This is a genomic window from Actinoplanes sp. CA-142083 (assembly GCF_050942195.1).
Classification (GTDB): Bacteria; Actinomycetota; Actinomycetes; order Mycobacteriales; family Micromonosporaceae; genus Actinoplanes.
Genome location: NZ_CP192076.1, coordinates 3,959,272 through 3,983,085 on the forward strand (window position 1 = coordinate 3,959,272; position 23,814 = coordinate 3,983,085).

22 protein-coding genes are annotated in these 23,814 nt (G+C 71.3%); 5 read left to right on the plus strand and 17 right to left on the minus strand.

The window, feature by feature from the left end; translation table 11 throughout:
- Both ACQPZX_RS18075 and ACQPZX_RS18080 read left to right on the plus strand, forming a co-directional pair.
- Positions 1-948: an NmrA/HSCARG family protein gene (locus ACQPZX_RS18075; protein ID WP_433381971.1), complete on the plus strand. Its 948-nt coding sequence runs from the start codon at positions 1-3 to the stop codon at positions 946-948.
- Positions 949-1,009: 61 nt separating this feature from the next.
- On the plus strand, positions 1,010-1,915 hold the full coding sequence (locus tag ACQPZX_RS18080) for an NAD(P)/FAD-dependent oxidoreductase (protein ID WP_433381973.1): 906 nt from the start codon (positions 1,010-1,012) through the stop codon (positions 1,913-1,915).
- Here the strand turns inward: ACQPZX_RS18080 and ACQPZX_RS18085 are convergent.
- Entirely contained in the window at positions 1,887-4,100 is a 2,214-nt protein-coding gene (locus ACQPZX_RS18085) for an HAD-IC family P-type ATPase (protein WP_433381975.1), read from the minus strand. The genes ACQPZX_RS18080 and ACQPZX_RS18085 overlap by 29 nt on opposite strands.
- A gap of 54 nt (positions 4,101-4,154) precedes the next feature.
- Positions 4,155-4,403 carry a cation-transporting P-type ATPase gene (locus ACQPZX_RS18090; protein WP_433381976.1) on the minus strand — a complete coding sequence of 83 codons (249 nt, stop codon included), beginning with the start codon at positions 4,401-4,403 and terminating at the stop codon, positions 4,155-4,157.
- A 117-nt stretch (positions 4,404-4,520) separates the two neighbouring features.
- Between ACQPZX_RS18090 and ACQPZX_RS18095 the strand changes: the two genes are divergently transcribed.
- Both ACQPZX_RS18095 and ACQPZX_RS18100 read left to right on the plus strand, forming a co-directional pair.
- Entirely contained in the window at positions 4,521-5,723 is a 1,203-nt protein-coding gene (locus tag ACQPZX_RS18095) for a phosphodiester glycosidase family protein (RefSeq protein WP_433381978.1), read from the plus strand.
- Between the two features lie 380 nt (positions 5,724-6,103).
- Positions 6,104-8,059 (plus strand): acyl-CoA dehydrogenase family protein, encoded by a 1,956-nt coding sequence (locus ACQPZX_RS18100; protein ID WP_433381980.1) that lies wholly within the window; start codon positions 6,104-6,106, stop codon positions 8,057-8,059.
- On the opposite strand, the gene ACQPZX_RS18105 is transcribed toward ACQPZX_RS18100, so the two are convergent.
- The 8 genes from ACQPZX_RS18105 to ACQPZX_RS18140 all read right to left on the minus strand — a co-directional run bounded on the left by ACQPZX_RS18105 (position 8,056) and on the right by ACQPZX_RS18140 (position 16,599).
- Complete coding sequence (locus ACQPZX_RS18105; RefSeq protein WP_433381983.1) at positions 8,056-9,102, minus strand: M48 family metallopeptidase; 1,047 nt, start codon at positions 9,100-9,102, stop codon at positions 8,056-8,058. The two genes, ACQPZX_RS18100 and ACQPZX_RS18105, sit on opposite strands and share 4 nt — an antisense overlap.
- A gap of 155 nt (positions 9,103-9,257) precedes the next feature.
- Positions 9,258-9,779, minus strand: coding sequence for a DUF4232 domain-containing protein (locus tag ACQPZX_RS18110; protein WP_433381986.1), 522 nt, complete (start codon positions 9,777-9,779; stop codon positions 9,258-9,260).
- 508 nt (positions 9,780-10,287) lie between these two features.
- Entirely contained in the window at positions 10,288-10,710 is a 423-nt protein-coding gene (locus ACQPZX_RS18115) for a DUF6220 domain-containing protein (RefSeq protein ID WP_433381989.1), read from the minus strand.
- A gap of 64 nt (positions 10,711-10,774) precedes the next feature.
- Entirely contained in the window at positions 10,775-11,395 is a 621-nt protein-coding gene (locus ACQPZX_RS18120; RefSeq protein WP_433381992.1) for a dihydrofolate reductase family protein, read from the minus strand.
- A gap of 30 nt (positions 11,396-11,425) precedes the next feature.
- On the minus strand, positions 11,426-13,993 hold the full coding sequence (locus ACQPZX_RS18125) for a family 78 glycoside hydrolase catalytic domain (protein ID WP_433381994.1): 2,568 nt from the start codon (positions 13,991-13,993) through the stop codon (positions 11,426-11,428).
- Positions 13,990-14,853 carry a flavodoxin family protein gene (locus ACQPZX_RS18130; protein ID WP_433381997.1) on the minus strand — a complete coding sequence of 288 codons (864 nt, stop codon included), beginning with the start codon at positions 14,851-14,853 and terminating at the stop codon, positions 13,990-13,992. The genes ACQPZX_RS18125 and ACQPZX_RS18130 overlap by 4 nt, the downstream gene beginning before the upstream one ends.
- Positions 14,850-15,263 (minus strand): VOC family protein, encoded by a 414-nt coding sequence (locus ACQPZX_RS18135; RefSeq protein ID WP_433382000.1) that lies wholly within the window; start codon positions 15,261-15,263, stop codon positions 14,850-14,852. Before ACQPZX_RS18135 ends, ACQPZX_RS18130 begins: the two co-directional genes overlap by 4 nt.
- The gene (locus ACQPZX_RS18140) at positions 15,256-16,599 is read right to left on the minus strand and encodes an FAD-binding oxidoreductase (protein ID WP_433382003.1); all 1,344 of its coding nucleotides are present in this window, start codon (positions 16,597-16,599) and stop codon (positions 15,256-15,258) included. The genes ACQPZX_RS18135 and ACQPZX_RS18140 overlap by 8 nt, the downstream gene beginning before the upstream one ends.
- Positions 16,600-16,663: 64 nt before the next feature.
- Between ACQPZX_RS18140 and ACQPZX_RS18145 the strand changes: the two genes are divergently transcribed.
- The gene (locus tag ACQPZX_RS18145) at positions 16,664-17,287 is read left to right on the plus strand and encodes an MBL fold metallo-hydrolase (RefSeq protein WP_433382006.1); all 624 of its coding nucleotides are present in this window, start codon (positions 16,664-16,666) and stop codon (positions 17,285-17,287) included.
- Here the strand turns inward: ACQPZX_RS18145 and ACQPZX_RS18150 are convergent.
- The 7 genes from ACQPZX_RS18150 to ACQPZX_RS18180 all read right to left on the minus strand — a co-directional run bounded on the left by ACQPZX_RS18150 (position 17,256) and on the right by ACQPZX_RS18180 (position 23,681).
- A complete protein-coding gene (locus tag ACQPZX_RS18150; protein ID WP_433382009.1) occupies positions 17,256-18,029 on the minus strand; it encodes an ATP-binding cassette domain-containing protein in 774 nt (257 codons plus the stop codon). The genes ACQPZX_RS18145 and ACQPZX_RS18150 overlap by 32 nt on opposite strands.
- Before the next feature lie 5 nt (positions 18,030-18,034).
- Complete coding sequence (locus ACQPZX_RS18155; protein WP_433382012.1) at positions 18,035-19,078, minus strand: ABC transporter permease; 1,044 nt, start codon at positions 19,076-19,078, stop codon at positions 18,035-18,037.
- A 5-nt stretch (positions 19,079-19,083) separates the two neighbouring features.
- On the minus strand, positions 19,084-20,058 hold the full coding sequence (locus ACQPZX_RS18160) for a sugar ABC transporter substrate-binding protein (protein ID WP_433382015.1): 975 nt from the start codon (positions 20,056-20,058) through the stop codon (positions 19,084-19,086).
- Between the two features lie 117 nt (positions 20,059-20,175).
- A complete protein-coding gene (locus ACQPZX_RS18165) occupies positions 20,176-21,087 on the minus strand; it encodes a ketopantoate reductase family protein (RefSeq protein WP_433382018.1) in 912 nt (303 codons plus the stop codon).
- Positions 21,084-22,121, minus strand: a complete 1,038-nt coding sequence (locus ACQPZX_RS18170; protein WP_433382021.1) for a GlcG/HbpS family heme-binding protein — start codon at positions 22,119-22,121, stop codon at positions 21,084-21,086. Before ACQPZX_RS18170 ends, ACQPZX_RS18165 begins: the two co-directional genes overlap by 4 nt.
- Positions 22,121-22,900: an SDR family NAD(P)-dependent oxidoreductase gene (locus ACQPZX_RS18175; protein ID WP_433382024.1), complete on the minus strand. Its 780-nt coding sequence runs from the start codon at positions 22,898-22,900 to the stop codon at positions 22,121-22,123. Before ACQPZX_RS18175 ends, ACQPZX_RS18170 begins: the two co-directional genes overlap by 1 nt.
- Positions 22,901-22,922: 22 nt before the next feature.
- Positions 22,923-23,681: an SDR family NAD(P)-dependent oxidoreductase gene (locus tag ACQPZX_RS18180; RefSeq protein WP_433382027.1), complete on the minus strand. Its 759-nt coding sequence runs from the start codon at positions 23,679-23,681 to the stop codon at positions 22,923-22,925.
- Positions 23,682-23,814 lie beyond the last annotated feature (133 nt).

Below are 23,814 nucleotides of genomic sequence, written 5' to 3' on the forward strand. Positions count from 1 at the left end.
ATGAACGAGAAGAAGGTCATCGCGGTCGTCGGCGCCACCGGTGCGCAGGGCGGCGGCCTGGTCAAGGCGATCCTGGACGACCCGGACGGCGGCTTCGCGGTCCGCGCGCTGACCCGCGACGCGACCTCGGCCCGCGCGCAGGAGCTGGTCAAGCTCGGCGCCGAGGTGATCGAGGCCGACAACTACGATCCGGAGAGCCTGGAGCACGCCTTCGCCGGGGCGTACGGCGCGTTCCTGGTCACGAATTTCTGGGCGCACATGTCGGCCGACCGCGAGCTCGAAGAGGCCGCCAACCTCGCGAACGCGGCGAAGAACGCCGGGCTCCGGCATGTGATCTGGTCGACGCTCGAGGACACCCGCGACCACATCCCGGCCGACGACGACCGGATGCCCACGCTGCAGGAGAAGTACAAGGTTCCGCACTTCGACGCCAAGGCCGAGGCGGACGCGCTGTTCACCGAGGCCGGGGTGCCCACCACGTTCCTGCGCACCACGTTCTACTGGGAGAACCTGGCCACCGGCTGGGGCGCCACGCGCGACGCGAACGGCGTGCTCACGCTCGGCCTGCCGATGGGCGAGAGCCGCCTGGCCGGCATCGCGGTCGACGACATCGGCCGGACCGCCTACGGCGTCCTCAAGGCCGGCGACGCGTACGTCGGCAAGACGCTGCACATCGCCGGCGAGCACCTGACTGGCCATGAGATCGCGGCCGCGCTGACCTGGGCGGTCGGCGAGAACGTCGTGTACCGCCCGATGAGCCACGACGAGTACCGGGCGCTCGGCTTCCCGGGCGCGGACGAGGCCGGGAACATGCTTCAGTACTACACCGAGTTCGCGGAGTACTTCACCGGCGTGCGCGACCTCGACGAGGTGCGGCGGCTCAACCCCGAGCTGCAGACCTTCGAGCAGTGGCTGCGGGCCCACGGGCACACGATCCCGACCGAGTAGGGAACTTGCCGTTCTGGCAAGGAAGCTTGCGTCACCGACAAGACCGGCGCATGGTCGACTCATGAATGACGCATACGAAGTTGTGGTGATCGGTGGCGGAGCGGCGGGCCTGAGCGGAGCTCTCATGCTCGCCCGCTCCCGCCGCTCGGTACTGGTGATCGACGCCGGACAGCCCCGGAACGCCCCGGCCGAGGGCATCCACGGCCTCCTGGGCCGCGAGGGCATGAGCCCTCTCGAGCTGCTGGTCCGCGGCCGCGACGAGGTCCGCGGCTACGGGGGCGAGATCGAGGACGGCGAGGTCGCCTCGGTGGCCCGCGATGGCGACGGTTTCGAGGTGAGCCTTGCCGACGGCCGCCACGTGCGGGCCAGGCGCCTGCTGGTGACCGCCGGCCTCGTCGACGAGCTGCCCGCCATCCCCGGGCTGCGCGAGCGGTGGGGCCGCGACGTCGTGCACTGCCCCTACTGCCACGGCTGGGAGATCCGCGACCAGGCCATCGGCGTGCTGGCCACCGGCCCGATGTCGGTGCACCAGGCGCTGCTGTTCAGCCAGCTCAGCGACGACGTGATCCTGTTCGCCAACGGCCACGAGTTCGCCGCCGAGCAGCGGGAGCAGCTGGCCTCGCGCGGCGTCGAGATCGTGACCGGCGAGGTGGCACGCCTCGAAATCGAGGATGACCGGATCGCCGCCGTCCGCCTGGAAAACAAGACCGTGAAACGGCAGGCGATCGCCGTCGCCACCCGGATGGTGGCCCGCGCCGGCTTCCTCGCCGACCTGGGCCTCAAGACCGTCGAGCACCCCACCGGCATGGGCGAGCACATCCCCGCCGACCCGACCGGCCGCACCGAGGTCCCGGGCGTCTGGGCGGCCGGCAACGTCGCCGACCTCTCCGCCCAGGTCGGCGCCGCGGCCGCCGCCGGCGCCATGGCGGGCGCGCAGATCAACGCGGATCTGGTGATGAATCCCTGAGGTTGTCGAGGCCGAGCAGGCGGTTGAGCAGCCGCAACCGGTAGGCGAGGCTGAGCGCCGCGAACCAGACCGTCAGCATCACGAACACGATGACGAACATCGGGCGCGACGGCCCCGCCAGGCCGAAATACGTGTACAGCGTCGGCGAGAACAGCACCGCCCCGAACGCCACGATCAGTCCACAGACCAGGTAGGTCGGCCGCCGGTCGGCGATCGGCTCGGTCCACGCGGCGAACAGCCGGTTCGGCGGCGCGAGGAAGAGGATCAGCAGGAACGACGCCAGGCAGAAGAACGTGGAGAGCCCGGTCTGTGCGGCGATGGTCGCGGCCGCCGACGTGAAGTCGGTGTCCGACCCGTACGTGAGGCCGGTGTATCTCTCGAACTCGTTGATCACCTCGGTGGGCGTTCGTCCGGAGCTGAACCCCACGGTGACGGCCTCGTAGAGGCCGGCGTAGATCGCGGTGCCGAATCCCGACGTGATGACCGCCGCCGGCACCACGAAGCCGGCGATCCCGCTGAGCATGTTGCGCTCCGGCGGCAGCGGCTTGGCCCACATGGTCAGGAAGAAAGTGGGCACGCCGACCGTGAAAAGTGTCAGCCCCACTTGCGTGGGCGAGTAGGGAAAGCCGATCCCGAGCATGGTGACCGCGAGGATGACCAGGCCCTGCGTGCCGACCCGGGCCAGGAAGACGTAGAGCGACATCCCGATCCCGTTGATGATCCGCCGACCCTCCCGCTGGGCCGGCGGCAACGCGGCGAACGAGTCCTCGACCAGCACGATGTCGGCGACGTCCCGGGTGACCGCGCTGCCGCTGCGCATCGCCACCCCGACCTGGGCGCCCTTGAGCGCGCGGGCGTCGTTCACCCCGTCGCCGATCATCGCGACGTAGTGGTGCTGCCGGCGCAGCGATCGCACGATTCTTTCCTTGTGCTCGGGCGCCACCCGGCCGAAAACTGTCGTGCGCTCCACCACCCGGTCGAGTGCCGGGTCGTCGAGCTCATCCAGCGCAACTCCGGCGACCGGCTCCCCGGCGTCGAGTCCGGCGCGGGCCGCGATCGCCGCCACCGTGCGCGGATCGTCGCCCGACAGCACCTTCAGCGCGACACCGTCCGCGCGCAGCCGGCGGATGGTTTCTCCCACCTCGGGTCGCAGCTCGTCGGCGAGGGCGACAAGACCGAAAGGCTCCAGCGCCGGCAGGGTGGGGCGTCCAGCGCCGTCGCGCAGTTTCGCACCGTTTTCCGTGGGCTTCGCCAGCAGGAGTACGCGGAGACCGCACTCGGCATGTTTCGCGACCTCTTCCTCCGCGACGGGCGGAGTCAGGTACCCGGCGAGCGCGTCGGGCGCCCCGAGCACCCAGGTGCCTTCCTCGGCGACGACCCCCGACCATCGCAGCGACGAGGCGAACGCAATCTCGTCCCGTACGCGAAAGGCCTGTCCTGGAAGCGCAAGCGCCAACGCCTGCGTCGTCAGGTTCGGGGTTGCCGCGCTTCGCGCGACTGAACCCAGCGTCTTTTCCACGTCGGCTCGACCGTGCGCGCCGATGGGGTGGATCTCGTCGACGGTGAGCCGGCCGGTGGTGAGAGTGCCGGTCTTGTCGGTGCAGACGACATCGACGTTGCTGACCGACTCCACCGCGTTGACCTGCTGCACGAGCGCCCCCGAGCGGGCGATCGCGGCCGCGCCCGCCGTGTAGGCGACCGCGATGAGAAAGAAGAGCCCGTACGGCACCAGGCCGGAGAGCACGGCCGTCATCTGCACGACGCGCAGCACCGTGAAGCCCTCGATCGCGGCCTGCCCGAGGATCGCGCCGCTCATCAGCGCGGTCAGCGCCATCACGAGCCGTACGAGAAACTCCACCCGCCTCTGCAGCGGCGTCTTGTCGGTCGTCACCCGCCGGGCCTCGGCCGTCAGCCGGCCGGCGTAACTGGCCGCCCCCACGTCCCGCGCGACCATCATCCCGTCGCCGGCCACGCACAGGCTCCCCGACCGCAGGTCGTCGCCCGGCAGCTTGGGGACCGGGTCGGATTCGCCGGTCAGCAGCGACTCGTCGGCCTCCACCCGCCCGCCGTCGAGCAGCGGCCCGTCCACCACGATCTGGTCGCCGGCCCGCACCCGCAGCACGTCGCCGCGCACCACCTGATCGGGCGGGATCTCAATCTCCCGGCCGTCGCGCACGGCGGTCACCGGGACGCGTTCGAGCAGCTGGAGGCGGTCGAGCTTGCGCTTGGCGCGGATCTCCTAGGCGGCGCTGATCACCGCGTTGATGAGACCGAGCCCCACGCTGATCAGCGCGTCGCTGAACCGGCCCATGGCCAGCAGCGCGGCGCCGATGACGAACAGGATGATGTTGAAAAAGGAGAGGACGTTGGTGCGCAGGATGTCGGCGTAGCTGCGTGAGCCGCCCTTGACCGGCGCGTTCGTCTCGCCCCGGCGGCGGCGCGCGGCAGCCTCGGCGCTGGTCAGCCCCTCCATCGTCGGTGCGGCCATCGGTTCCCGACGCTACCGCCCTGTTGGGGTGGTTTTCGGCGGTTTCCGCCCGGACGGTCATCCGGTGTTGACGCGGGCTTCAGTCCGCCGTCGCGCGGACCGCCGAGGATATCGATCATGATTAATCAGCTGGTCGCGGCCGTGATGATGGCCTCCTCGCTGTCTCCCGCCTGCCCGGCGTCGTCCCTGCCGCTCGGCGACGCCGACCTCGCCGAGACCCGGACCACGCAGACCCTCGCCCGCGGCGTGACCCTCACGTCGATCGTGCGCGGCACCGACCCGGCCGCCGCCGGCGAGATCAACACCACGACGCGAGGTCCGTGGCGGGTCCAGGTGCTGACCATCGACCCGCGCCGGGCGCGGGGACATCTCCAGGCGACGTACGGGAAAGATCTGGCCGGAACCGAGACGGTGACCGACCTCGTCCGCGATGCCGGCGCCCTCGCCGGCGTGAACGCCTCGTTCTTCACGTTCACCGCCAGCCAGCTCTACCCCGGAACCCCCGTCGGCGTGGGCGTCTACGACGGAAAGCTGCTCTCCGAGCCGACCACCGATCCCGCCGAGGCCGACCTGGTCGTCGACCACGGTCGTGTTGCCGTGGGCAAGCTGACCTGGTCGGGCGTCGTCCGCAACCCGCGCAACGGCTCGTCGCTCGCGCTCAGCACCATCAACGAGCCGCCCGTCGTGCCGGCCGCCTGCCCCGACCAGCTGACCTGCACCGTTCCCGGCCAGGTCGCCTCGTTCACGTCGTCGTTCGCCGCGCAGACCCCGTCGGGTGCGGGCTCGGAGGTCGTCCTCGACAAGCGCGGCTGCGTAGTCCGGAGTGGCTCGACCCGCGGCACCGCACTGGCGACGGGGGAGACCTCATTGCAGGCCACCGGCAGCCAGACCGCCGAGCTGCTGGCTCTGGTCACCGGTTGCGTCCGGGTGACGTCGTCGCTTTCCGACGCGGCCGGCCGGGCGGTCACGCTTCACCCCGACACGTACGCGGTGAACGGCCGCTACCGCCTCACCGAGAACGGCGAGATCGTAGTTCCCGCCGGCACCGGCAGCTTCTTTGCCCGCAACCCGCGCACGATCGCCGGCGTGACGGGTTCGGGTTCGCTCGTCCTCGCCACGATCGACGGCCGTCAGACCACGAGCGTGGGCACCACAATGGACGAGACCGCGGCGGTGGCGAAGGCGCTGGGCTTGCGGGACGCCATCAACCTAGACGGCGGCGGCTCCACGACGATGTCGATCCGGGGCGAGCTGGTCAACACGCCGAGCGGCGGCAGCCAGCGCCCGGTCGGCGACGCGTTGGTGTGGGTGGGCCGCTGACGCCACGGCCCCCCGCGTTGAGGGTCGGCACGAGCCGGCCCTCCACGCGGCGCCCGGCGCCGCGAAGGCAGTCACCCTGCGCGTGAGAGAGGCGTCGCCTCGAGCTCGGCGACCCGGGACCGCAGCGCCGCCCGGATCCCCGCGACAGCCAGGGGCGCTGAGCCCGGAGGCCGCGGCCCCCGCGGGCCGGGCGCAGGGTGCCGGGGCTGCGATCCTCGCTGTTCGCCGCCCGCACCCCGGCGCGTCCGCAGTCGGTGCGGGCGGGCCTGCTCGCGCTCATCGAGGAGCGGATCCCGACCAGATGCTCTACGTCTTGATGGCCACGCCGGGGAGCCCGGCCCGGTATGCACTTGATCTCCTGGCGTCGTACAGTGTTACTCATGAGTAACTTTGCCTTGAGGGACGCGCTCGACGGGCGGTGGGCGCATGTGCGGCGGGCGGCTCGGGAGCAGCTCGCCGGGTCGCACTTCGTGGCGGTGCCGGGTGAGACGCTCGAGCAGAGCCGGGAGCGGATCTCGCGGCTGGTCCGGGAGCTTCCGGCCGACCCGGGCATCGCGGCGGGCTTTCCCGTCGCGTACGGGGGAAGCGCCGACCCCGGCGGGTCGGTCGTCGCCGCCGAGATGCTCGCCCAGCTCGACCTCTCGCTGATGGTGAAGGCCGGCGTGCAGTGGGGACTGTTCGGTGGCGCGGTGGTGGCGCTCGGCACCGAGAAGCATCACGACGCCTACCTGCGGGACATCATCTCGGCCGACCTCATGGGCTGCTTCGCGATGACCGAGACCGGCCACGGCTCCGACGTGCAGCAGTTGCGCACGACCTGCACGTACGATGCCGAGACTCAGACCTTCGACCTGCACACGCCGCACGACGCCGCCCGCAAGGACTACATCGGCAACGCGGCCCGCGACGGCCGGATGGCCGTCGTGTTCGCCCAGCTCATCACCGGCGGGCGGCGCTACGGCGTGCACGCCTGGCTGGTGCCGATCCGCGACGACGACGGCAACCCGATGCCGGGCGTGACGATCGGCGACGACGGGCACAAGGCGGGGCTGCTCGGGGTCGACAACGGGCGGCTGAGCTTCGACCACGTGACGGTGCCGCGGGAGATGCTGCTCGACCGGTACGGCCAGGTCGCGCCGGACGGCGCCTATTCGAGCCCGATCGAGAACGACACCCGGCGGTTCTTCACGATGCTCGGCACCCTGGTGCGGGGGCGCGTCGTGGTGGGTGGTTCCGCTTCGGCCGCGACCAAGAGCGCGCTGACCATCGCCGTACGGTATGGGGAAGTCCGGCGGCAGTTCGGGGCGCCCGGGGAAAACCGGGAGATCGCCCTCAACGACTACCTCGCCCATCAGCGAAAACTGCTCGTCGCGCTGGCCACGACGTACGGGATGAATTTTGCTCAGGAAGAGCTGGTCGGCGCGTTGCACGAGATCCAGACGGCGGACGGACCGGTCGACGAGCATAGGCAGCGCGAGCTGGAGTCACGCGCGGCCGGCCTGAAGGCGGCCCAGACGTGGCACGCGACCGGTGCGATCCAGGTGTGCCGGGAAGCGCTGGGCGGCGCCGGGTACCTCGCGGAGAACAGGCTGCCCGGTCTCAAGGCGGACACCGACGTGTTCACCACCTTCGAGGGCGACAACACGGTGTTGCTGCAACTTGTCGCGAAAGGTTTGCTCACCGGGTACCGCGACGCTTTCGGCTCGCTCGACGGCTGGGGGCGCGCAACTTTCGTGGCGGAGCAGGTGCGCGAGATGGTGCTGGAGCGCACGGCGGCGCGGTCGCTGATCCAGCGGCTGGTCGACGCGGCGCCGGGGCGCGACGAGGAGGTGGCGCTCACCGATCGCGGCTGGCACCTGCGCATGTTCGAGGAGCGGGAGAAGCATCTGCTCGACGGCGTGATCCGCCGGCTGCGGCGCGGCGCGGCGAAGAAGCCGGCGCGCTCCTTCGACATCTTCAACGACGTGCAGGACCACGTGCTGGAAGTGGCCGCGGCGCACGTCGACCGGGTCGTCCTGGAGGCGTTTGTCGCCGCCGTCGAGCGCTTTCCCGACGTGCCGCTTCTGTCGAAGATGTGCGACCTGTACGCCCTGAGCACCATCGAGGCGCACAAGGGCTGGTACCTCGAGCACCAGCGGCTCACCCCGCCCCGTTCGAAGGCCGTCACCGCGCAGGTCAACTCGCTGCTGGCCCAGCTGCGGCCGGCCCTGCCCGAGCTCGTCGACGCCTTCGGCATCCCGGAGGAGTGGCTGGCGTGCGCGGCGCTACGCGAGGAACCCGGCCGCCACGAGGTCATGGCGGCCCATGACGACCAGGTCCTCGCGCCGTCGAACTAGTTCTCGTCGTTGCCGCGCCCGTTGACCCAGTCACGGGCGCCGCGGGCCGCCGAGCCCGCCATGTCCGCCGCGCCCCCGCCGGCGCGACGGAGCAGCGACACCAGCGGGTCGGGCGAGGTGCGCAGGGTGTCGCGGTAGCTGGCGGCGGCCGCCTTCACGTCCTCGGTGACCGACGCGTCGCGGTCGTCGTCGCGGCGCGGGTAGTCGCCGCCGATGATCCGCGCGTAGTCGCCGGCATCCACCCAGCGGCGCAGCTCGGCGGCCCGCGCCACCGGGAACGGCTCGCTGTTGAACGCGGTCATGCCCAGCTTGTGCAGGCTGTCGCGCAGGTCGCCGCCGCCCTCGTACTCGGCGGCCTGCTCGAGGAAGGCCGTGGTGTCGATCTGCGACAGGTCGCCGCCGCCGGCCATCTTCATGAACAGCCGGATCGAGGCGCCCTGGTCCTGCGCGGCCAGCAGCCCGGCCCGGTCGGCGGACAGCTCGGCCTTGCGCCACCACTCGTACATCGCCACGATGACGGCCCGCAGCGCGATCGCGCCCACCGGGATCCAGCTGATGTTGGTCACCCAGCGGGTCAGCAGCGTGAGGATCGTCTGGTACACGGCGTGGCCGCTGCGCACGTGCCCGATCTCGCGGCCCAGCAGGGTGCGCAGCTCGTCGTCGTCGAGCTTCTCCACCGCCGCCGTGCTGATCGAGATGAACGGCTTGTCCATGCCGATCGCCTGGCCCTGGATGATCGGCGACTGGTGCACGTACAGCTCCGGCGGCTCCGGCACGTCGAGCGTGCGCGCGGCCTCGGTGAACCGCTGGTACACCCGCGGGTACTGCCGGTGGTCCACGCGGATGGCGCCGGCCAGGTACGACAGGCGGAACCCCCGCTCGTTCCACATGCCGAAGATGGCCCGCACCACGTCGTCGAAGCCGCGCAGCTCCCGCAGGGCCGTCAGCGCGCCGCGGTCGGCCGGGTGCTCCCAGGCGCGGGAGCTGATCCCGGTCAGCGTGACCCGCTGCCGCTCCGGCCGGTTGTCGTCGTCCGTCGTCATCGTTTCCCTCCGTGTCGTCGGGTTACGAGCGTCCTCGCCCCCGGCGCCCGACGGCATCCGCCTCCGGCGGGGATTAACCCCCATCCGGTACGACTTTTGGCCGATGCCCGAATAGCAGCGGGAGCCTATCGGTACGGCGCAAGCACGCGCCCCGGCTACAGCCACGCGCTGGTGTCGAGCTTCCCGGTGGTGCCGAGGTCCATCGGCGCCAGCAGCTTCACGAGCTGCTTGGGCGCGCCCTTGACCGGCGCGACCTCGAGCTCGGCGCCGTTCTGCACGGTGCCGTAGGTCACGATGTTGTGCCAGGAGAGCACGGCGCTGGTGCCCTGCCCCGGTTTGAGCGTGATGCGCCGCGGGTCGGCCGTGTAGTGGAAGCTCGCCCCGATGGTCACCTTCAGCGGCTGCTGCTTGTCGTCGAGCACGGTGATAACGGGACGGCCCTGCAGCGTGTAGTCGGTGGTACCGCAGTTGGTCAGGTGCAGGCTGATCTCCCGGTAGCCCGCCGCGGCATCACCCCGGTCGGCGGTGATGAGCACCCCTGGCGGCGGGCAGTCGGGCGCCACGACGGCGGAGGCGCTGACCGTCGGAGCCGGCTTCGGCGGCGGCGTGGGCGCATCGGTGCAGGCAGCCGTCGCCACGAGAACGGCAACGATCGGCAGAAGTCGGGTGTTTCGCACGGTTGTCGATCTTGCACGATGCCCGCAACCTGCCTCGCGCTCGCCCTCAGCGATAGGCCGGCGGCGGGTCGCGCCGGCCCTCAGCGCGTGCGTCGTGGCGCCAGCCGCCCGCCCAGACCAGGGCGTCGCGGTCGGGACGCGGGCGCAACAGGTTCGTCGGCGTGCGCCTCACTCCGAGGGTGGCGGATCCCGCGATGTGGCGGCGGCGGTCAGATGATGAGTTGCTGCGCGCGCTCAACCGCAGATCATCAAGATCGGCCGGGGCGAGGGGTGCGGGCTGGGCGCGCAGGACGGGCGCTCCGTCGAGTAGTGCTGGTCAAGGCAAGGCAGGCGCCCCATGCCACGGCACCACGCGGCCGGCGATGGCGAGGGCGGCCGATGGCCGGCTGGCGCCGTCGGGATGACGCGGTCGGGGGCGGTCGGGGGCGGTCGGGGTCGCGTGGTTGGGCGGTGCGGTCGGGGCGGCCTCGGTGGGGCCGCCCGTCGGCGGCGCTGCGGGGAGCTGAGGTCATGAGGTCTGGCGTGCCCGTTCGGCTGCTCTCGACGAAGTGGTTGCCTGGCGGAGGATCGTGCCGGAGATGGCCAGGATCGCCAGGCCGTTGAGGCCGTGCAGGCCGAAGAGCAACGGGCCGGCCGTGGTTGTCCCGCCGTCGTCGCCGAGGGCCTCGGCCACCTTGGCGAGCAGCACCTGGACGGTGACCAGGCCGGCGGTCAGCGCCGACATGCCGGTCACGCGGCGGGGGAGGCCGGCCGGCGGGGCGAGGACGGCCATCAGCACCGGCAGCAGGAACGTCACGTAGCCGAGCGTGCGGTGCGCGTCGAAGGACTCGTCGTTCGGGACGGTGGTGAAGGCGCCGGCGGCGGCCAGGAAGAACTGGGTCAGGATGACCAGAACGTTCAGGGCGGCCAGGGCGGTGAAGGCGCGGCGCATCGGTGCGGTCCTCTCGTCGTGGTGTCCCGGGCAGGACGAGCGGGCCGCCGGAAACGTGACACGGCTAGCGGGAGGCGATCCGGTAGCGGAGGTGGGTCACGCGGTCGCCCTCGACGACCGACGGGTTCTCCAGCAGCGTCAGCGGAACCTCGTGGTCGCCGAAGAAGCGGATGCCCGCACCGAAGACGACCGGCGCCACGTACATGTCGATCTGGTCCACGAGGCCGGCCAGCAGCGCCTGCCCGGCCAGGTCGCCGGCGGTGAGCGAGACGGTCCGGCCGGCGGCCAGGTCCTTCGCCCGGCGGACGGCGGCCTCGAGGCTGCCGGCGAACTCGAAGGGCGCGTCGGGATAGCGGCTCGGCCAGTCGCCGGGGTCGCGATGCGTGACCACCACGACGTGGTCGCCGACCGCCGGCTTGCCGCCCCACCCGTCGGTGAGGTCGAACAGCCGCCGGCCGATGACCGTGACGCCGACCCGCGGCCACGTCTCGCGGAGGAGCTCGGCGCTGCGCGCGGCCGGGCGGTAGCCGCCCTGCGGCCGGTACTGTCGTGGGCCGGCGTGCAACTCCTCGGCGCCGTTGAAGTACCAGTCGAACAGCGGCCCGACGCCGTCGTTGCGGTCGGCGATGAACCCGTCGACGGACACGGTCGCCCCGACTATGACCCTGCTGTTGTCATCGTTCATGCCAGGACAGACCGCGGGTCGTGGCCGGACTCATCGGTCGGCGGTCAGATGATGCTCGCCGGGGGCGAGCTCGTGAGTCGTGCCGTCGGGGAGAACCGCCTCGGCGGTGGTTCCGGGCGGCACCGACACCGACAGGTCGAAGCGGTCGCCGGTCAGCGACCACCGCACCTCGATCCGGCCGTAGGGCGACTCGTGCGCGGCGTGCGCCCAGCTCAGGCCGGCGCCGGGGCGGGGGTGGACGCGGAACCGCCGATAGGCCGGCTCGACGAGAGCCAGGCCGGCCACGTAGCGGTGCAGGAACGAGACGACCGCGCCCTTGGCGTAGTGGTTGAGCGACTCGCGGACCTCGCCCGTGGCCGAGACCCCGTCCCAGCGCTCCCACATGGTCGTCGCGCCGTGGTCGATCATGTAGAGCCACGAGGGCGCGGTGTCCTGCATCAGCAACGCGTAGGCGACCTCCGCGTGCCCGGCGTCGGCGAGCGCCGGCAGCAGGTCGGGCGTGGCGAGAAAGCCCGTCGCGAGGTGGTTGCCGGCCTCCCGCACCAGCGCTACCAGCCGGTCGGCGACGGCGTCCCGCAACGACGGCGGGATCAAGTCGAAGGCCAGCGCGCGTACGTGATTGGCCTGCGTATCGGGAGTCAGGCGCCCGTCCGGTCCGAGGAACTCGCGCTGCCAGGCGTCCCGGGCCGAGGCCGCCAAGGTGTCCCACGGCGAGGCCGGCTTGCCGAGCACGGCGGCGATCCGGGCCATCAAGCCCGCGGAATACGCCAGGTACGCCGTCGCCACGTCGCTCTTGTCGGCCGCGACGAACGCCGGGAAATCGCCGGGTTCCTCGCCCGGGGCGAGCCACTCACCCCAGTGGAATCCCGAGTCCCACAGGTACGCCTCGTGCGGCTCGGCGACCGGGCGGCGGGCGACCCGGTCGGGGTGCCGGTTCTCCCGGGCCATCGCGAAACCACGCGACATCCACGCTTCCATGGCCGGCCAGCACTCCGCGAGGACGCGCGTGTCGCCGTACGCCCGGAAGAGCCGCCACGGAACCACGACGATCGCGTCGCCCCACCCGGCGGAGCCGTTGAGGTGAGCCATCGGCGAGCCGAAGCCCTCGGCGGGCGGGCACGGGCTCATGTTGGCGATCGTGCCGTCGTCCCACTGGTCGGCGATCACGTCGCGCAGCCACTTCGTGCTGAAGCCGGCGATGTCGTAGAGGGAGGCCGCGGTCTCCGCGAAAGTCTGCCAGTCGCCGGTCCAGCCGGCCCGCTCCCGCTGCGGGCAGTCGGTGGGGATGTCGCAGGCGTTGTCGCGCAGGCTCCAGACCGCGGCCTCGTGCAGGGCGTTGACGCGAGGATCGCTGCATTCGAACCAGCCGGTGCGGCGCATGTCGGTGTGCACGACAACGCCGCGTACGTCGTCGGGCGAAAGTTTCTCGGTGAGGCCTTCGACCCGCACGTAGCGGAAGCCGTGCGTGGTGTGCCGCGGCTCGAAGGTCTCTCCCGGAGTGCCGGCCGGGACGACGACATCGACCATCCCGGCCGGCAGCGGCGCGGGCAGGAACGGGAAATCGGGGCGCAGGTGCTCGGTGGTCACGTCGCCGGTGGCGTCGAGAGCCTCGCCGTGGGTGAGGGTGATCGGCGCCGAGCCGAGGCGGGTGAGGCGGATCCAGCCGTTGATGTTCTGGCCGAGGTCGACGATCTGCCGGTCGCCCAGCGTCGTCACCGAGACCGGCGTGATCTCCTCGACCCGGCGGACGGGCGGCGCCGGCGAGTCGGTCAGCGTGTCGTGGCCGCGATCGACGGCCGCCACCGGCAGCCAGGCGTTGTCGTCGAAGTCCGGTTTGTTCCAGTCAGAGGGATATTTCGTGAAATCGGTATGCTGCCCGGCAATGAGGTCGGCCGCGCAGAGGTGCCCGGCGGCGGCGCGCCACGACGGACCGGTGCCGACCACGACGGAAGAGCCGTCAAGCAGCCGGAGATGGAGCTCGGCGAGCAGCGCGGTCCGGTCGCCCCACTGCGCCGGGCGGTGCAGAGCGCCGGTCTGCCCGCGGTACCAGCCGTCGCTGAGGATCACGCCGAGCGCGTTGCCGCCCTCCCGCACGAGCGCGGTCACGTCGTACGCCTGAACCTGCAGCCGCTTGCGGTACTGCGTGAAGCCCGGGGTCAGTTCCGCGTCGCCGACCCGCACGCCGTTGAGGAACGCCTCGTAGAGGCCGTGCGCGGTGATGTAGAGCCGCGCCCGCGAGATCGGCGGCGCCTGGAACGTTCCACGCACGAGCGAGCCGGCCGGCTCGATCCAGCTCGCCGCCGGCAGCACCCCGGCCTCGAACCACGAAGGCGAGGACCAGTCGTGCTCGCCGAGGTCGGTCCAGACTTGAACCTGCCACGTCACCCGCTCGGCCGGGCGCAGGCTCGGGCCGGCATAGGGGATCAGCAGCGACCGGTCGTCGAGGATCCGACCGGTGTCCCAGCCGTTGTCGGCGCGCAGTCGATACGCGAGCTGCCGCGCCGCACCGGCCGGAAGCTTCCAGGACAGCCGCGGCTCCGGCGAGAGGATGCCGAGCGGCTCGATGAGGTGCTCGACCCGCAGGTCGTGCGCGCTCACCGGGGCGTCACCGGCGTGACGGCCGGCGCCGAAGCCGCGCGCTTCTCGATCTCCTCGCGCAGATCGGCGTGCCGCGCCGCCGTCTCCTGGATCTCGACGGCGTGCGCCCGCTTCTCCGCCATCGACAGCACCGACGTGGCGCGATCGAGCCACTCCACCCCGCCCGGGCCCAGCGTGCCGCCGCAACCGCAGGTAGCACACGACACGGTAGTGCCGTTCAGCTCGATCACATTGAGGTGGCACATCGGGCAGAGGCCGGGCGGGCCGAGATACGAGACCTCGTCGTATGGCTTGCCCAGCTGGCTCGACACGTTCGCGCCCAGCTTCGAGGCTCGTTCGAGGGCGGAGAAGTCGAGGACGATCGAGCGGGGCGTGCCCGCCCCCTCGAAGACGACCTGGTCGACCACGGCGATGTGCATCGAGAACGTGAGCGTGTGCATCAGCGGCAGCGTCAACGTCTTCCACTGTGGAGTCAGCGAGCCGCCCACCGCGAGGAATCCGGCCACTCGCGGCCGCAGTACCCGCTCGTCGACCCGGAACGGCACGGCCGGCTCGGTGCCGGAGCGTCGCAGCGCCACCAGCTGCTCGATGATGGCCGCGTCCGCGTTCGGCCCGAGCAGGCGGTCGACGAGCAGCTTGAGCCCGGCCGCCATGGTGCGGCTCATGACGGGCGTGCTGACGATCACGGCGTCGCTTTCGACGAGCCGTTCCCAGAGCCAGTCGAGGTCGTCCCGCGCGTTCAGGTCGAGGTCGGCGAGCCGCACCAGCTCGGGATTTTCGAGGCGCCCAAGGGCCGTCCTCAGCAGGATCTCGGCGCTCCCGCCGGCCGCGCCCGCGCTCAGTCCCAGCACCCTGCTCATGGCCGCTCCAAAAGCTCGACGAGGTTTCCTTCGGGGTCGGCCACATAGGCCATCCGCACGCCCTTCTCCGGCGACGGCTGTGGCGCCATCACCGACCGCGCGCCGAGCGAAAGAGCACGATCAAAAGCAGCATCGAGACCGCGTACGTCGAAAGCGATGTGCCCGAAAGCCTCGGAGAGCGCCGCCTCGGCCGGATTCGCCGCGCGCAGGCCCGCGGACGATCCGGGCCGGTGCAACAGCTCGAGCCGGTCGCCGTGCGAAGCGTGCCGCAGCATCACGATGTCCAGGTCGATCGCGTCCACCCGCAGCGTCAGCTCCCGCTCGTAGCCGAACGCGGCGCAGTACCATTCGGCCGCCGCGTCGAGGTCGTGCACCGACAGGCCGACGTGGTCGAGGCGCGGCTCAGCCATGGCGGTTCAGCCCGGCCGGGTCGGCGGTGAGGTAGGAGGCGAAGAGCCCGGCGGGATCGCGGCGAGCGCGGATCTCCCGCAGCCGCGCGAAATTGGCGTCCGACAGGAACCGGTCCTGCCGCCGGGTGAAGTCGGTGTCGCCGAGGTAGACACCGGTTCCGGGGAGGGCAGCCGTCCGGCTGTGCACCCACGACCGGTACTTCTCGTCGTCGGCCGGGTCGTCGTAGATGGCGTACGTGGCGATGTACACGTTCCCCTCGACGGAGAAGGCCATGTCGGGCAGCGGCCGGTCCGGCGCCCAGCCGTACCAGATGGAGAACGAGTGCGTGGTGTCCAGCTCGCTCCACAGCTTCAGCAGCGGCCCGGCCAGCTCCGCGGCGGGCGCGTCGGTCCAGGTGCAGTCGACGGCGAAGCGGTGTCCCTCGGGGTTCTGCTCCTCCTGCGCCCGGTTCTCCTCGGCGATGCTGGTCTCGCCGCGCACGTGGCCGAGCGCTCGGCCGGCCAGCGGCCCGTCGTCGAAGGCGGCCAGCAGCTGTTCGGCTTCCGCGGGCGACGACGTCATGACCGTGGTGTGCAACAGCAGCACCGTGCCCTGGTGCGAGTCGGCAACCGGCAGGCGGGTGGCGGCGATGACCGGCTCCACCCGGCGGTCGAGCTTCGGCAGCAGCTCATGCATCCAGGCAAGCAGCGTTTCGCCGTCGGCGAGGTCGAACACCCAGGTGTCATGCCACATCACCGGGTACGCCGGGTACGTCTGCAGGTGGAAGGCGGTCACGATGCCCGGGAACCCGGGGCCGGCGCCCCGGGCGGCCCAGTAGAGGTCGCTGTTCTGCGTGGCGTCGGCCCGGACCACGTCGCCGGAGGCGGTCACCACGTCGACGGCGGCGATGCTCTCGCAGGCCCAGCCGACCGACCGGCTGTTCCAGCCCTGGCCGCCCTGCAGCAGGAATCCGCCGATGCCGACGCTGGGGCAATGCCCGCCGGGGAAGGCCCGGCCGCGCTCGGCGAGGAAGGGCGCCAGTTCCAGACCGCCGCGCACCGCGGGGCCCGCGATCGCGATCGCCGTGCTCTCGTCGTACGAAATCTGATGGAGGTTTGATAAATCGATGAGCAGGCCGCCGTCGCGGACGCTCCACGCCGCCCAGGAATGACCGCCGGCCCGGACCGCGACCTGCCATCCGCGCTCGGCGGCGAGCCGCACGCCCTCAGCGACGGCCTCGACGTCGGCGGCCACCAGCACGGCGTCGGGAAAGCGGGAGGGACGCCGCCGGTTGAAGACGCGCCCGACCCGCGCCTGCTCGTAGCCGGGTTCGCCGCGCAGGAAGAGACCGTCCATCCGGAGCCTCACTTTCTTGCTGTATGGAAGCCGATTTCCTGATGCGAGAGTATGCTGCGTCCCCGTGAAGCTGACCCATCTCGGCCACGCCTGCCTCCTGGTGGAGGCCGGCGCCCGGCTGCTCGTCGACCCCGGCACGCTGTCCGACTTCGACGGCGTGCGCGAGCTCGACGCCGTGCTCGTCACCCACCAGCACCCCGACCATCTCGACGTGGCCCGCGTGGCTGCCCTGATGGCCGCCAATCCGCATGCCAGCCTCGTGGTCGACGCGGACACGGCGGCCACCGTCGCGGGGCTGCCGTCGCACGTGGTGGTCGAGCCCGGCGACCGGCTGCGGTTCGGCGAGAGCACCGTCGATGTGCTGGGCGGGCTGCACGCGGCGGTCTACGGCGACGTGCCCGGCTGCACCAACGCGGGCTATCTCGTGGACGAGGGGGCGTTCTTCCACCCGGGCGACTCCTTCCTGGTGCCGCCGTCCGATGTGGACGTGCTCGCGGTGGCGGTGGACGGGCCGTGGCTCAAGCTGGCCGAGGCGGTCGACTACGTGCGGGCGGTCGACCCGCGGGTCGCGGTGCCGATGCACGAGGGGGAGACGACCGATCCCGCCAAATACTGCGGAATGCTGGCCGCCTTCGCCCCGCAGACAAGGCGCCTGGTCAGGGGTACATCGACGGACGTGCGCCGGTGATCCAGCCGACGAGCTGGTCGTTGTCCGTCTCGGCGACCGGCACGTCGGCGACCTTCTTGCCGCGGTTGAGCACGGCGATGCGGTCGCAGACCTCCATGGCCAGCGGCAGGTTGTGGGTGACCAGGACGCAGGCGACGCCCTGGTCGGCGAGACGGCGGACGAGCGCCTGCACCTGCTGGGTCTGCTCGTAGCCGAGCGCGGCCGTGGGCTCGTCGAGCAGCAGGATGCCGCTCTTCGCGCCGTTGACGCGGGTTGCGCCGCGGGCGAGGGCGACGACCTGCCGCTGGCCGCCGGAGAGCATCTCCACCGGGCGGGTCATGGCGGCCGTGCGCACGCCCAGCCGTTCCAGCTCGGCGGTGGAGCGCCGGCGTTGCGCCTTGTGGTCGACGAAGCCCAGCCAGCCGAGCGGGCCCTTGCGCAGGATCTCGCGGCCCAGGTTGAGGTTGGTGGCGATGTCCTGCGCGTCGACCAGCGCGAGATCCTGGTAGACCATCTGGATCCCGGCGTGGGTGGAATCGGCGGGCGAGCCGAACGAGACGGGCTCACCGTGCACCTTGATCTCGCCGTTGGTCGGCTGGTACACGCCGGACATCAGCTTGAGCAGCGTCGACTTGCCGGCGCCGTTGTCGCCGAGCAGGCCCAGCACCTCACCCTGCTGTACTTCGATGCTCACGCCGTCGAGGGCTCGGACGTAGCCGTAGTGCATGTCGATATCTGTCATTTCGAGCGCTGGTGAAGTCATGGCGATCACCTCGTTCCGGAGTGGACGGACGCGTTCGCGGACTGCACGAGGCGCTTGGAGACGGTGGTGGAGACCCACTTCTCGACGCCGAGCGAGCCGAGCAGCAGCACGCCGGTGACCGCGGTCGCCCAGTACGGCTGGATGCCCTTGATGGTCAGCGCGTTCGAGATGGTGCCGAGGATCAGCGCGCCGACCAGCACCCGCGGCAGCGACCCGCGCCCGCCGGCCAGGGAGACGCCGGCGAGCGCCACCGCGGTCAGCGCGTTGAAGATGATGCCCGGGCTGGCGGCCGGGTTGGCCTCGGTGACCAGCGCCGTGGTGACCAGCCCGCCGAGCGCCGCGCAGAACCCGCTGATGACGAAGCCGAGCACCTTGTAGCGGTCGGCGTGGATGCCGGAGCGGCGCACCGCTTCGGGGTTGCCGCCGACCGCCATCAGCCGGATGCCGTCGCGGGTGCGGGTCAGGAAGACCGTGCCCGCCGCGAACAGCACCGCCACGATCCAGACCGGCGCCGGGACGCCCAGGTAGCGCTGGGTGCCCATGAACACCAGCGAGTCCAGCCCCGGGACGGTGTAGCCGCCGACGAGGGCCGAGGCGAGCCCGGACATCGCCGACAGCGTGCCGATCGTGACGATGATCGGGTTGAAGCCGCGCAGCGTGATCAGGCCGTTGATGAGCCCGACGACCGCGCCGAGGACCAGGGCCGCGACGATCGACAACCAGGTCGGCGTGCCGTGCGTGATCAGCCAGCCGCAGACGCAGCCGGCCAGCGCGGCGGTGCCCGGGATCGACAGATCCAGGGCGCCGCCGATGATCCCGACCGCCACGCCGGCCGCGAAGATCGCGGTGATCGCCGCGGCGTTGGCGATCAGCAGCGCGTTGTCGACGCTGGCGAAGTACGGGTTCGCCCAGATGCTGAACAGGACCAGCAGCAGAGCCCAGAGGACGAAGATGCCCCGGTCCCGGACGAAGATGAGCCAGCGGATGATCGCCGGATCCTTCTCTTTGTCAGCGTTCGCGGCACGCGCGGGTGCGATGGTCACGGCCATGGTCCTCAGCTTCCGGCGGTCGTCGTCTTCTGCGGCACGATCAGGATCTCGCCGTTCGCCTTCGGGTCGGCCTGCATCTTGGCCAGCGTGTCGAAGGACTGGGTCATGTCCGCGTCGAACTGCAGCGCCACCGAGGCGTAGATCTTGCCGTCCTTGACGGCCTTGAGAACCTCGTCGTTGCCGCCGAAGTCGGTGACGCAGGTGAGCTTCTTGCCGGCCGCGTCGGCCGCGCCGATCGCGCCCAGCGCCCCCTCGTCGTTGGCCGACATGACCGCGCTCAGGTCGGGGTTGCCCTGCAGCACGTTGCCGATGTCGGTCTGGCCCTTGGCCCGGTCGACGACGTTGATGGTCTGCACGACGGTCGCGTTGGGGGCGGCGGCCTTCAGCGAGTCGAGGGCTGCCTTGTCGAAGGCCTCCTTGCCGGCCGAGCCCTCCTGGCTGGCGGTGTAGAGGACCTTGGCGGTGCCGCCGAGCTTCTCGGTGATGCACTTGCCGAGCTGCGAGCCGAGCTCCTTGCCGCCGGCGTCGTAGTCGATGTAGTCGAAGGTGATGCCCGGCTGGGGACCGCTGTAGCCGTACTCGTCGGGCTTGCCGTTGACCAGGATCGGCACGCCCTTGGACTGGGCGGTCTTGAGGATCTGCCCCATCGACTTGGGCGCGACCGCGATCACCCAGGCGGCGCCGGCCCGGCCCGAGCTGATCACCTCGTTGAGCTGTTGCGTCTGCTTGGTGGCGTCGAAGTTGGGGTCCTGGACGATCACCTCCCAGTTCTTCGACTTCGCATAGCCCTTCACGCCCTCGGAGAGGCCCTTGAGCGCGGGCGGGGCGAGCGAGAGCGGCGAGAAGACCAGCGTCTGGGGGAGCTTGTTGCCGGCGGCGTCGGCACTGGTCGAACCGCTGTCCGACGAGTTGCTGCACGCGGCCGTGAGCAGGAGGGGAGTGGCTATGGCGGCGGCCAGGGCGGTGCGGAGAACGGTCATCGCGAACTCCTTGCTATGGGCGGTCACTTTCACATCGTGAAAGCCGATTTCTTTTAGATGTGAGAAACATAGGTGAGCTGCAGCACGATGTCCATGGCTTGACCGGACGATTTCCCGCTACCAGGCCCTTTCGAGGCCGTGGACCAGCGCCACCATGGCGTCGTGGGCGGGCGTGGGCACGCCGACCCGGCGCCCTTCGGCGGCGATGCCGCCATTCAGGACATCGATCTCGGTGGTCCGGCGGGCGGTCACGTCCTGCAGCATCGAGGGTTTGTGGCCGTACGCCTCCCGGATGGCTTCCTCGACGGCATGCCGTGGGTCGCGCGTCAGGGCGATGCCGGCCCTCGCACAGACCTGCTGTGCCTCGTCGATGAGGCGGTCGACCTCGCGTCTCAGCGCCGGATCGGTGCAGACCTGGCCGACGGTGAGCCCGGTGAGCGCGGAGAGCGGGCTGGTCGCGGCGTTGAACACGACTTTCGTCCACTGAGGACCGCGCGCGTCGTCGACGGCGTGGGTCTTGAGGCCGCCCTGGTTGAGCTTGTCGGCGAGCAGGGCTATCTCGCCGGCGCGGGCGGGGCTGGGCTCGAAGGGGCCGATCCAGGTGTCGCCCGGGGCGTCGTAGCGGACCGTGCCGGGGCTGGTGACCGCGCCGGCCGTGACGATGGTGCCGCGGATGACCCGGGGGACGTGTCCGGCGATCACCTCCTCGTTCCCGACTCCGTTCTGCACGCTGACCACGGCGGCGTCTTCGAGGGCGTGCCGCGCTCGGCTTATCGCCGCGCTCGTGTGCTGGGCCTTGGTCGCCACGATGCCGAAGTCGCAGGGCGGCAAGCCGGCGGCGTCGGTCAGCGCGTTGACGGCGGCTGTGAATTCGGCCAGGCCGGTGACTCTGAGGCCGTGCTCGCGGACGGCTCGCACGTGGTCGGCAGAGGGATCGACCGCCCAGACCTCGACATCGGGCGCGCGGCTGAGATGGGCGGCGTAGAGGCTGCCGATCGCGCCGCAGCCCAGGACCGCAACCCGGATCACAGGGCAGCCTTGGCCAGCGCCGCACAGGTCGCCGGGTCGGCGCCTCCCACTCCGAGGCCGCCGACGGTTCGGCCGTGCACGACGATCGGCAAACCGCCCGGCGCGGCCAGCAGCGGTGCCGGGTGCAGGGCGGCGAGTTGGGCGGCCGGGTACCAGTCGGCGAGCTGTTCGCTCGGGACGCCGAAGCGGGCCGCCGCGCTCGCCGTCGCCAGGGCCACCTCGACGCCGCCGGCCGGGGCGTCGTCCATGCGGTCCTGCTGGATCGGGTCGCCGCCGCGGTCGACGACGGCGACACTGACTTTCACGCCCTGGGAGTCGGCCGCCGCCAGGACGCGGTCGCACAGGTCCAGGGCCCAAGCCAGTTCGCGCTGGTGTTCCGCCGGTGGGGCCGGTTTCATGCCGAGGCTGTCCTCGGGGGAGACGGTCAGATCGCCGAAGCGGGCCTTCCAGCGGGCCCGGTCGTCGCCGTGCTGGCCGGCGTAGGGGATGCCGACGGCGTACGCGATGAGGAGGTCTTCGGGGTTGGCCGGCTCGCCGTCGGCGCTGACCACCTCGGGCGCCACCCCGGTCGGCAGGAACGGACTGACCGTCGCCCCGGAGGCCGAGATGCCGCCGACCACGACGCCGTCGCCGTCGCGGATGGGCAGGCCGCCCGCGCCGGGGAAGAGCGCCTCGGGCGAGGCCGTGACGAAACCCATGCTGATCGGCGCGGGCAGCGTGGTCATCCGCTGGAGGTGCTCCGCGCTGGGGATCTGCTGGGTCGCCGAGATCCAGGACTTGGAACGGGCCCGGGCCATGCCGCCCGGCCCGCCGTGGTCCAGCCGCGACGCCGTGACCAGGGCGCCGCTCGCCCCGACCACGGCGATGGCGCCGCGCAGCTCGAGTTGCTCGGCCTTGTCCACCGCCCGCCGCACCAGCTCCCGCGCCTCCGCCAACGAGATGTCGGAGGGGTGGACGCCCGCCGAGCCCGCCGCGCCGGATGGGCCCGCCGCGCTGGATGGGCCCGCCGCGCCCGATGGGTTGGGGCTTGGCATCAGGCGCCGACCATGTTGTAACCGCCGTCGGCGACCATGTAGCCGCCGGTCATGTGGAAAGCGTCGTCGGTCGCCAGGAACAGGGCCGTGCCGGCCAGCTCGGCCGGGCCCGGGATGCGGCCCATCGGGGTCATCTTGCGCAGCTGGTCGCCGCGGCCCTCGCGCCAGTCCTTGCGGCCCAGCGTCGCCTCGGTCTCGATGAAGCCGGGCGCGAAGACGTTGACCCGCACCACGGGGGCGAAGGCGTGCGCGTAGGACTTGGTGAGGCCGAGGAGGCCGTACTTGGCCGCGGCGTACTGCGGGGCGCGGGCGCTGCCGCGGACGATGACCGTCGAGCCGATGTTGACGATCGCGCCGTGGCCCTGGTCGAGCATGCGAGCGCCGAACTCGTGGACGCAGGCCATCGTGCCCTTGATGTCGACGGCGAGGACGTGGTCGACCGACTCCTCGGTGATGTCCCGCCAGCTCATCTGCTCGCGGGCCACGTCGCCGACGTTGTTGATCACCGCGTCGACGCCGCCGAGCTGCTTGAACGCCTCGTCGGCCAGCTGCTTCACCTGGGACCAGTCGGCGATGTCGGCCTGCAGCAGCACCGGCTCGGCGCCCGCGTCGCGGACCCGGTCCGCGGTCTGGGAGGCGCCGGCCTTGGAGGAGCGGTAGTGCACGCCCACGGCGCGCGCGCCTTCCTGGGCGGCGCGGACGGCGATTTCGGCGCCGAAGCCGGTGCCGGCGCCGGTCACCACGACCGAACGACCCTCGAAACGGCGTGGGATGTTCATACATGACCCCTTCGATGAGATTTCAGACGAGCACGCGCCCGCCGTCGACGTAGAGGACCTGGCCGGTGATGAAACCGGCCCGGTCGGAGGCGAGGAAGGTGACGGCGTCCGCCACCTCTTCCGGCACGCCGAGGCGCTGGGCCGGGACGAGGCTTTCGAGGGCCGCGCGGTTGCCGTTCTTGTCGAGGTGGTCCTTGGTCAGATCCGTCTCGATGTAACCGGGGGCGACGGCGTTGACGGTCACGCCGTGCGCCGCCCATTCGCGCGCCATGACCCGTACGAGCTGATTGAGACCGCCTTTTGTCGCCGCGTAGGGCGCGTGGTCCTTGTGGGCGAGCAACCCGGAGACGGACGACACGAAGATCATCCGGCCGTATCCGGCGCCGACCATCAGGCGACCGACCTGCTGACCCAGCCAGTAGGCGGTGGAGAGGTTGAGCTCGACGAGTTGCCGCCAGTCGGCGTCGGTGAGATCAAGGACCGGGCGGCGCACGTTGCGCCCGACCGCGTGCAAGAACACCTGGGGTACGCCGATGCGCGCGACCGCCTCTTCCACGACCTGCCGGCACCGCTCGGGCTCGCGCAGGTCGCAGGCGATGGTCTCGATGACGCCGCCGGCCTCCTTGGCCGCGCGCGCCACCGCCTCGAGCTTGTGCTCGTCGACGTCGACCAGCGCGACCCGGGCGCCCTGGACGGCGAGGCTCACCGCGCTCGCGCCGCCGAGACCGCCGGCGCCGACGACGAGAGCCGGCCGATTGGTAAGCGCCAGCCAGTCAGCCATGGGAACCCCTTGCTCTATTTTGGCTCAGCTCTCGCATTGTGAAAGCGACTATCCGATACCGTAGACGCCGGTTCCGGGGCTGTCCAGGTCACAGTTGCGCGGGGCTTTACGCTCATGCTTTCCACCAACTTTC

Excerpts from the sequence above, each read along its gene's own strand:
- ACQPZX_RS18075 (WP_433381971.1), top strand. The coding sequence starts at position 1 with ATGAACGAGAAGAAGGTCATCGCGGTCGTCGGCGCCACCGGTGCGCAG.
- ACQPZX_RS18080 (WP_433381973.1), top strand. The coding sequence starts at position 1,010 with ATGAATGACGCATACGAAGTTGTGGTGATCGGTGGCGGAGCGGCGGGC.
- ACQPZX_RS18090 (WP_433381976.1), bottom strand. The coding sequence starts at position 4,403 with ATGGCCGCACCGACGATGGAGGGGCTGACCAGCGCCGAGGCTGCCGCG.
- ACQPZX_RS18095 (WP_433381978.1), top strand. The coding sequence starts at position 4,521 with ATGATTAATCAGCTGGTCGCGGCCGTGATGATGGCCTCCTCGCTGTCT.
- ACQPZX_RS18100 (WP_433381980.1), top strand. The coding sequence starts at position 6,104 with ATGAGTAACTTTGCCTTGAGGGACGCGCTCGACGGGCGGTGGGCGCAT.
- ACQPZX_RS18105 (WP_433381983.1), bottom strand. The coding sequence starts at position 9,102 with ATGACGACGGACGACGACAACCGGCCGGAGCGGCAGCGGGTCACGCTG.
- ACQPZX_RS18115 (WP_433381989.1), bottom strand. The coding sequence starts at position 10,710 with ATGCGCCGCGCCTTCACCGCCCTGGCCGCCCTGAACGTTCTGGTCATC.
- ACQPZX_RS18120 (WP_433381992.1), bottom strand. The coding sequence starts at position 11,395 with ATGAACGATGACAACAGCAGGGTCATAGTCGGGGCGACCGTGTCCGTC.
- ACQPZX_RS18130 (WP_433381997.1), bottom strand. The coding sequence starts at position 14,853 with ATGAGCAGGGTGCTGGGACTGAGCGCGGGCGCGGCCGGCGGGAGCGCC.
- ACQPZX_RS18135 (WP_433382000.1), bottom strand. The coding sequence starts at position 15,263 with ATGGCTGAGCCGCGCCTCGACCACGTCGGCCTGTCGGTGCACGACCTC.
- ACQPZX_RS18140 (WP_433382003.1), bottom strand. The coding sequence starts at position 16,599 with ATGGACGGTCTCTTCCTGCGCGGCGAACCCGGCTACGAGCAGGCGCGG.
- ACQPZX_RS18150 (WP_433382009.1), bottom strand. The coding sequence starts at position 18,029 with ATGACTTCACCAGCGCTCGAAATGACAGATATCGACATGCACTACGGC.
- ACQPZX_RS18155 (WP_433382012.1), bottom strand. The coding sequence starts at position 19,078 with ATGGCCGTGACCATCGCACCCGCGCGTGCCGCGAACGCTGACAAAGAG.
- ACQPZX_RS18160 (WP_433382015.1), bottom strand. The coding sequence starts at position 20,058 with ATGACCGTTCTCCGCACCGCCCTGGCCGCCGCCATAGCCACTCCCCTC.
- ACQPZX_RS18170 (WP_433382021.1), bottom strand. The coding sequence starts at position 22,121 with ATGCCAAGCCCCAACCCATCGGGCGCGGCGGGCCCATCCAGCGCGGCG.
- ACQPZX_RS18175 (WP_433382024.1), bottom strand. The coding sequence starts at position 22,900 with ATGAACATCCCACGCCGTTTCGAGGGTCGTTCGGTCGTGGTGACCGGC.
- ACQPZX_RS18180 (WP_433382027.1), bottom strand. The coding sequence starts at position 23,681 with ATGGCTGACTGGCTGGCGCTTACCAATCGGCCGGCTCTCGTCGTCGGC.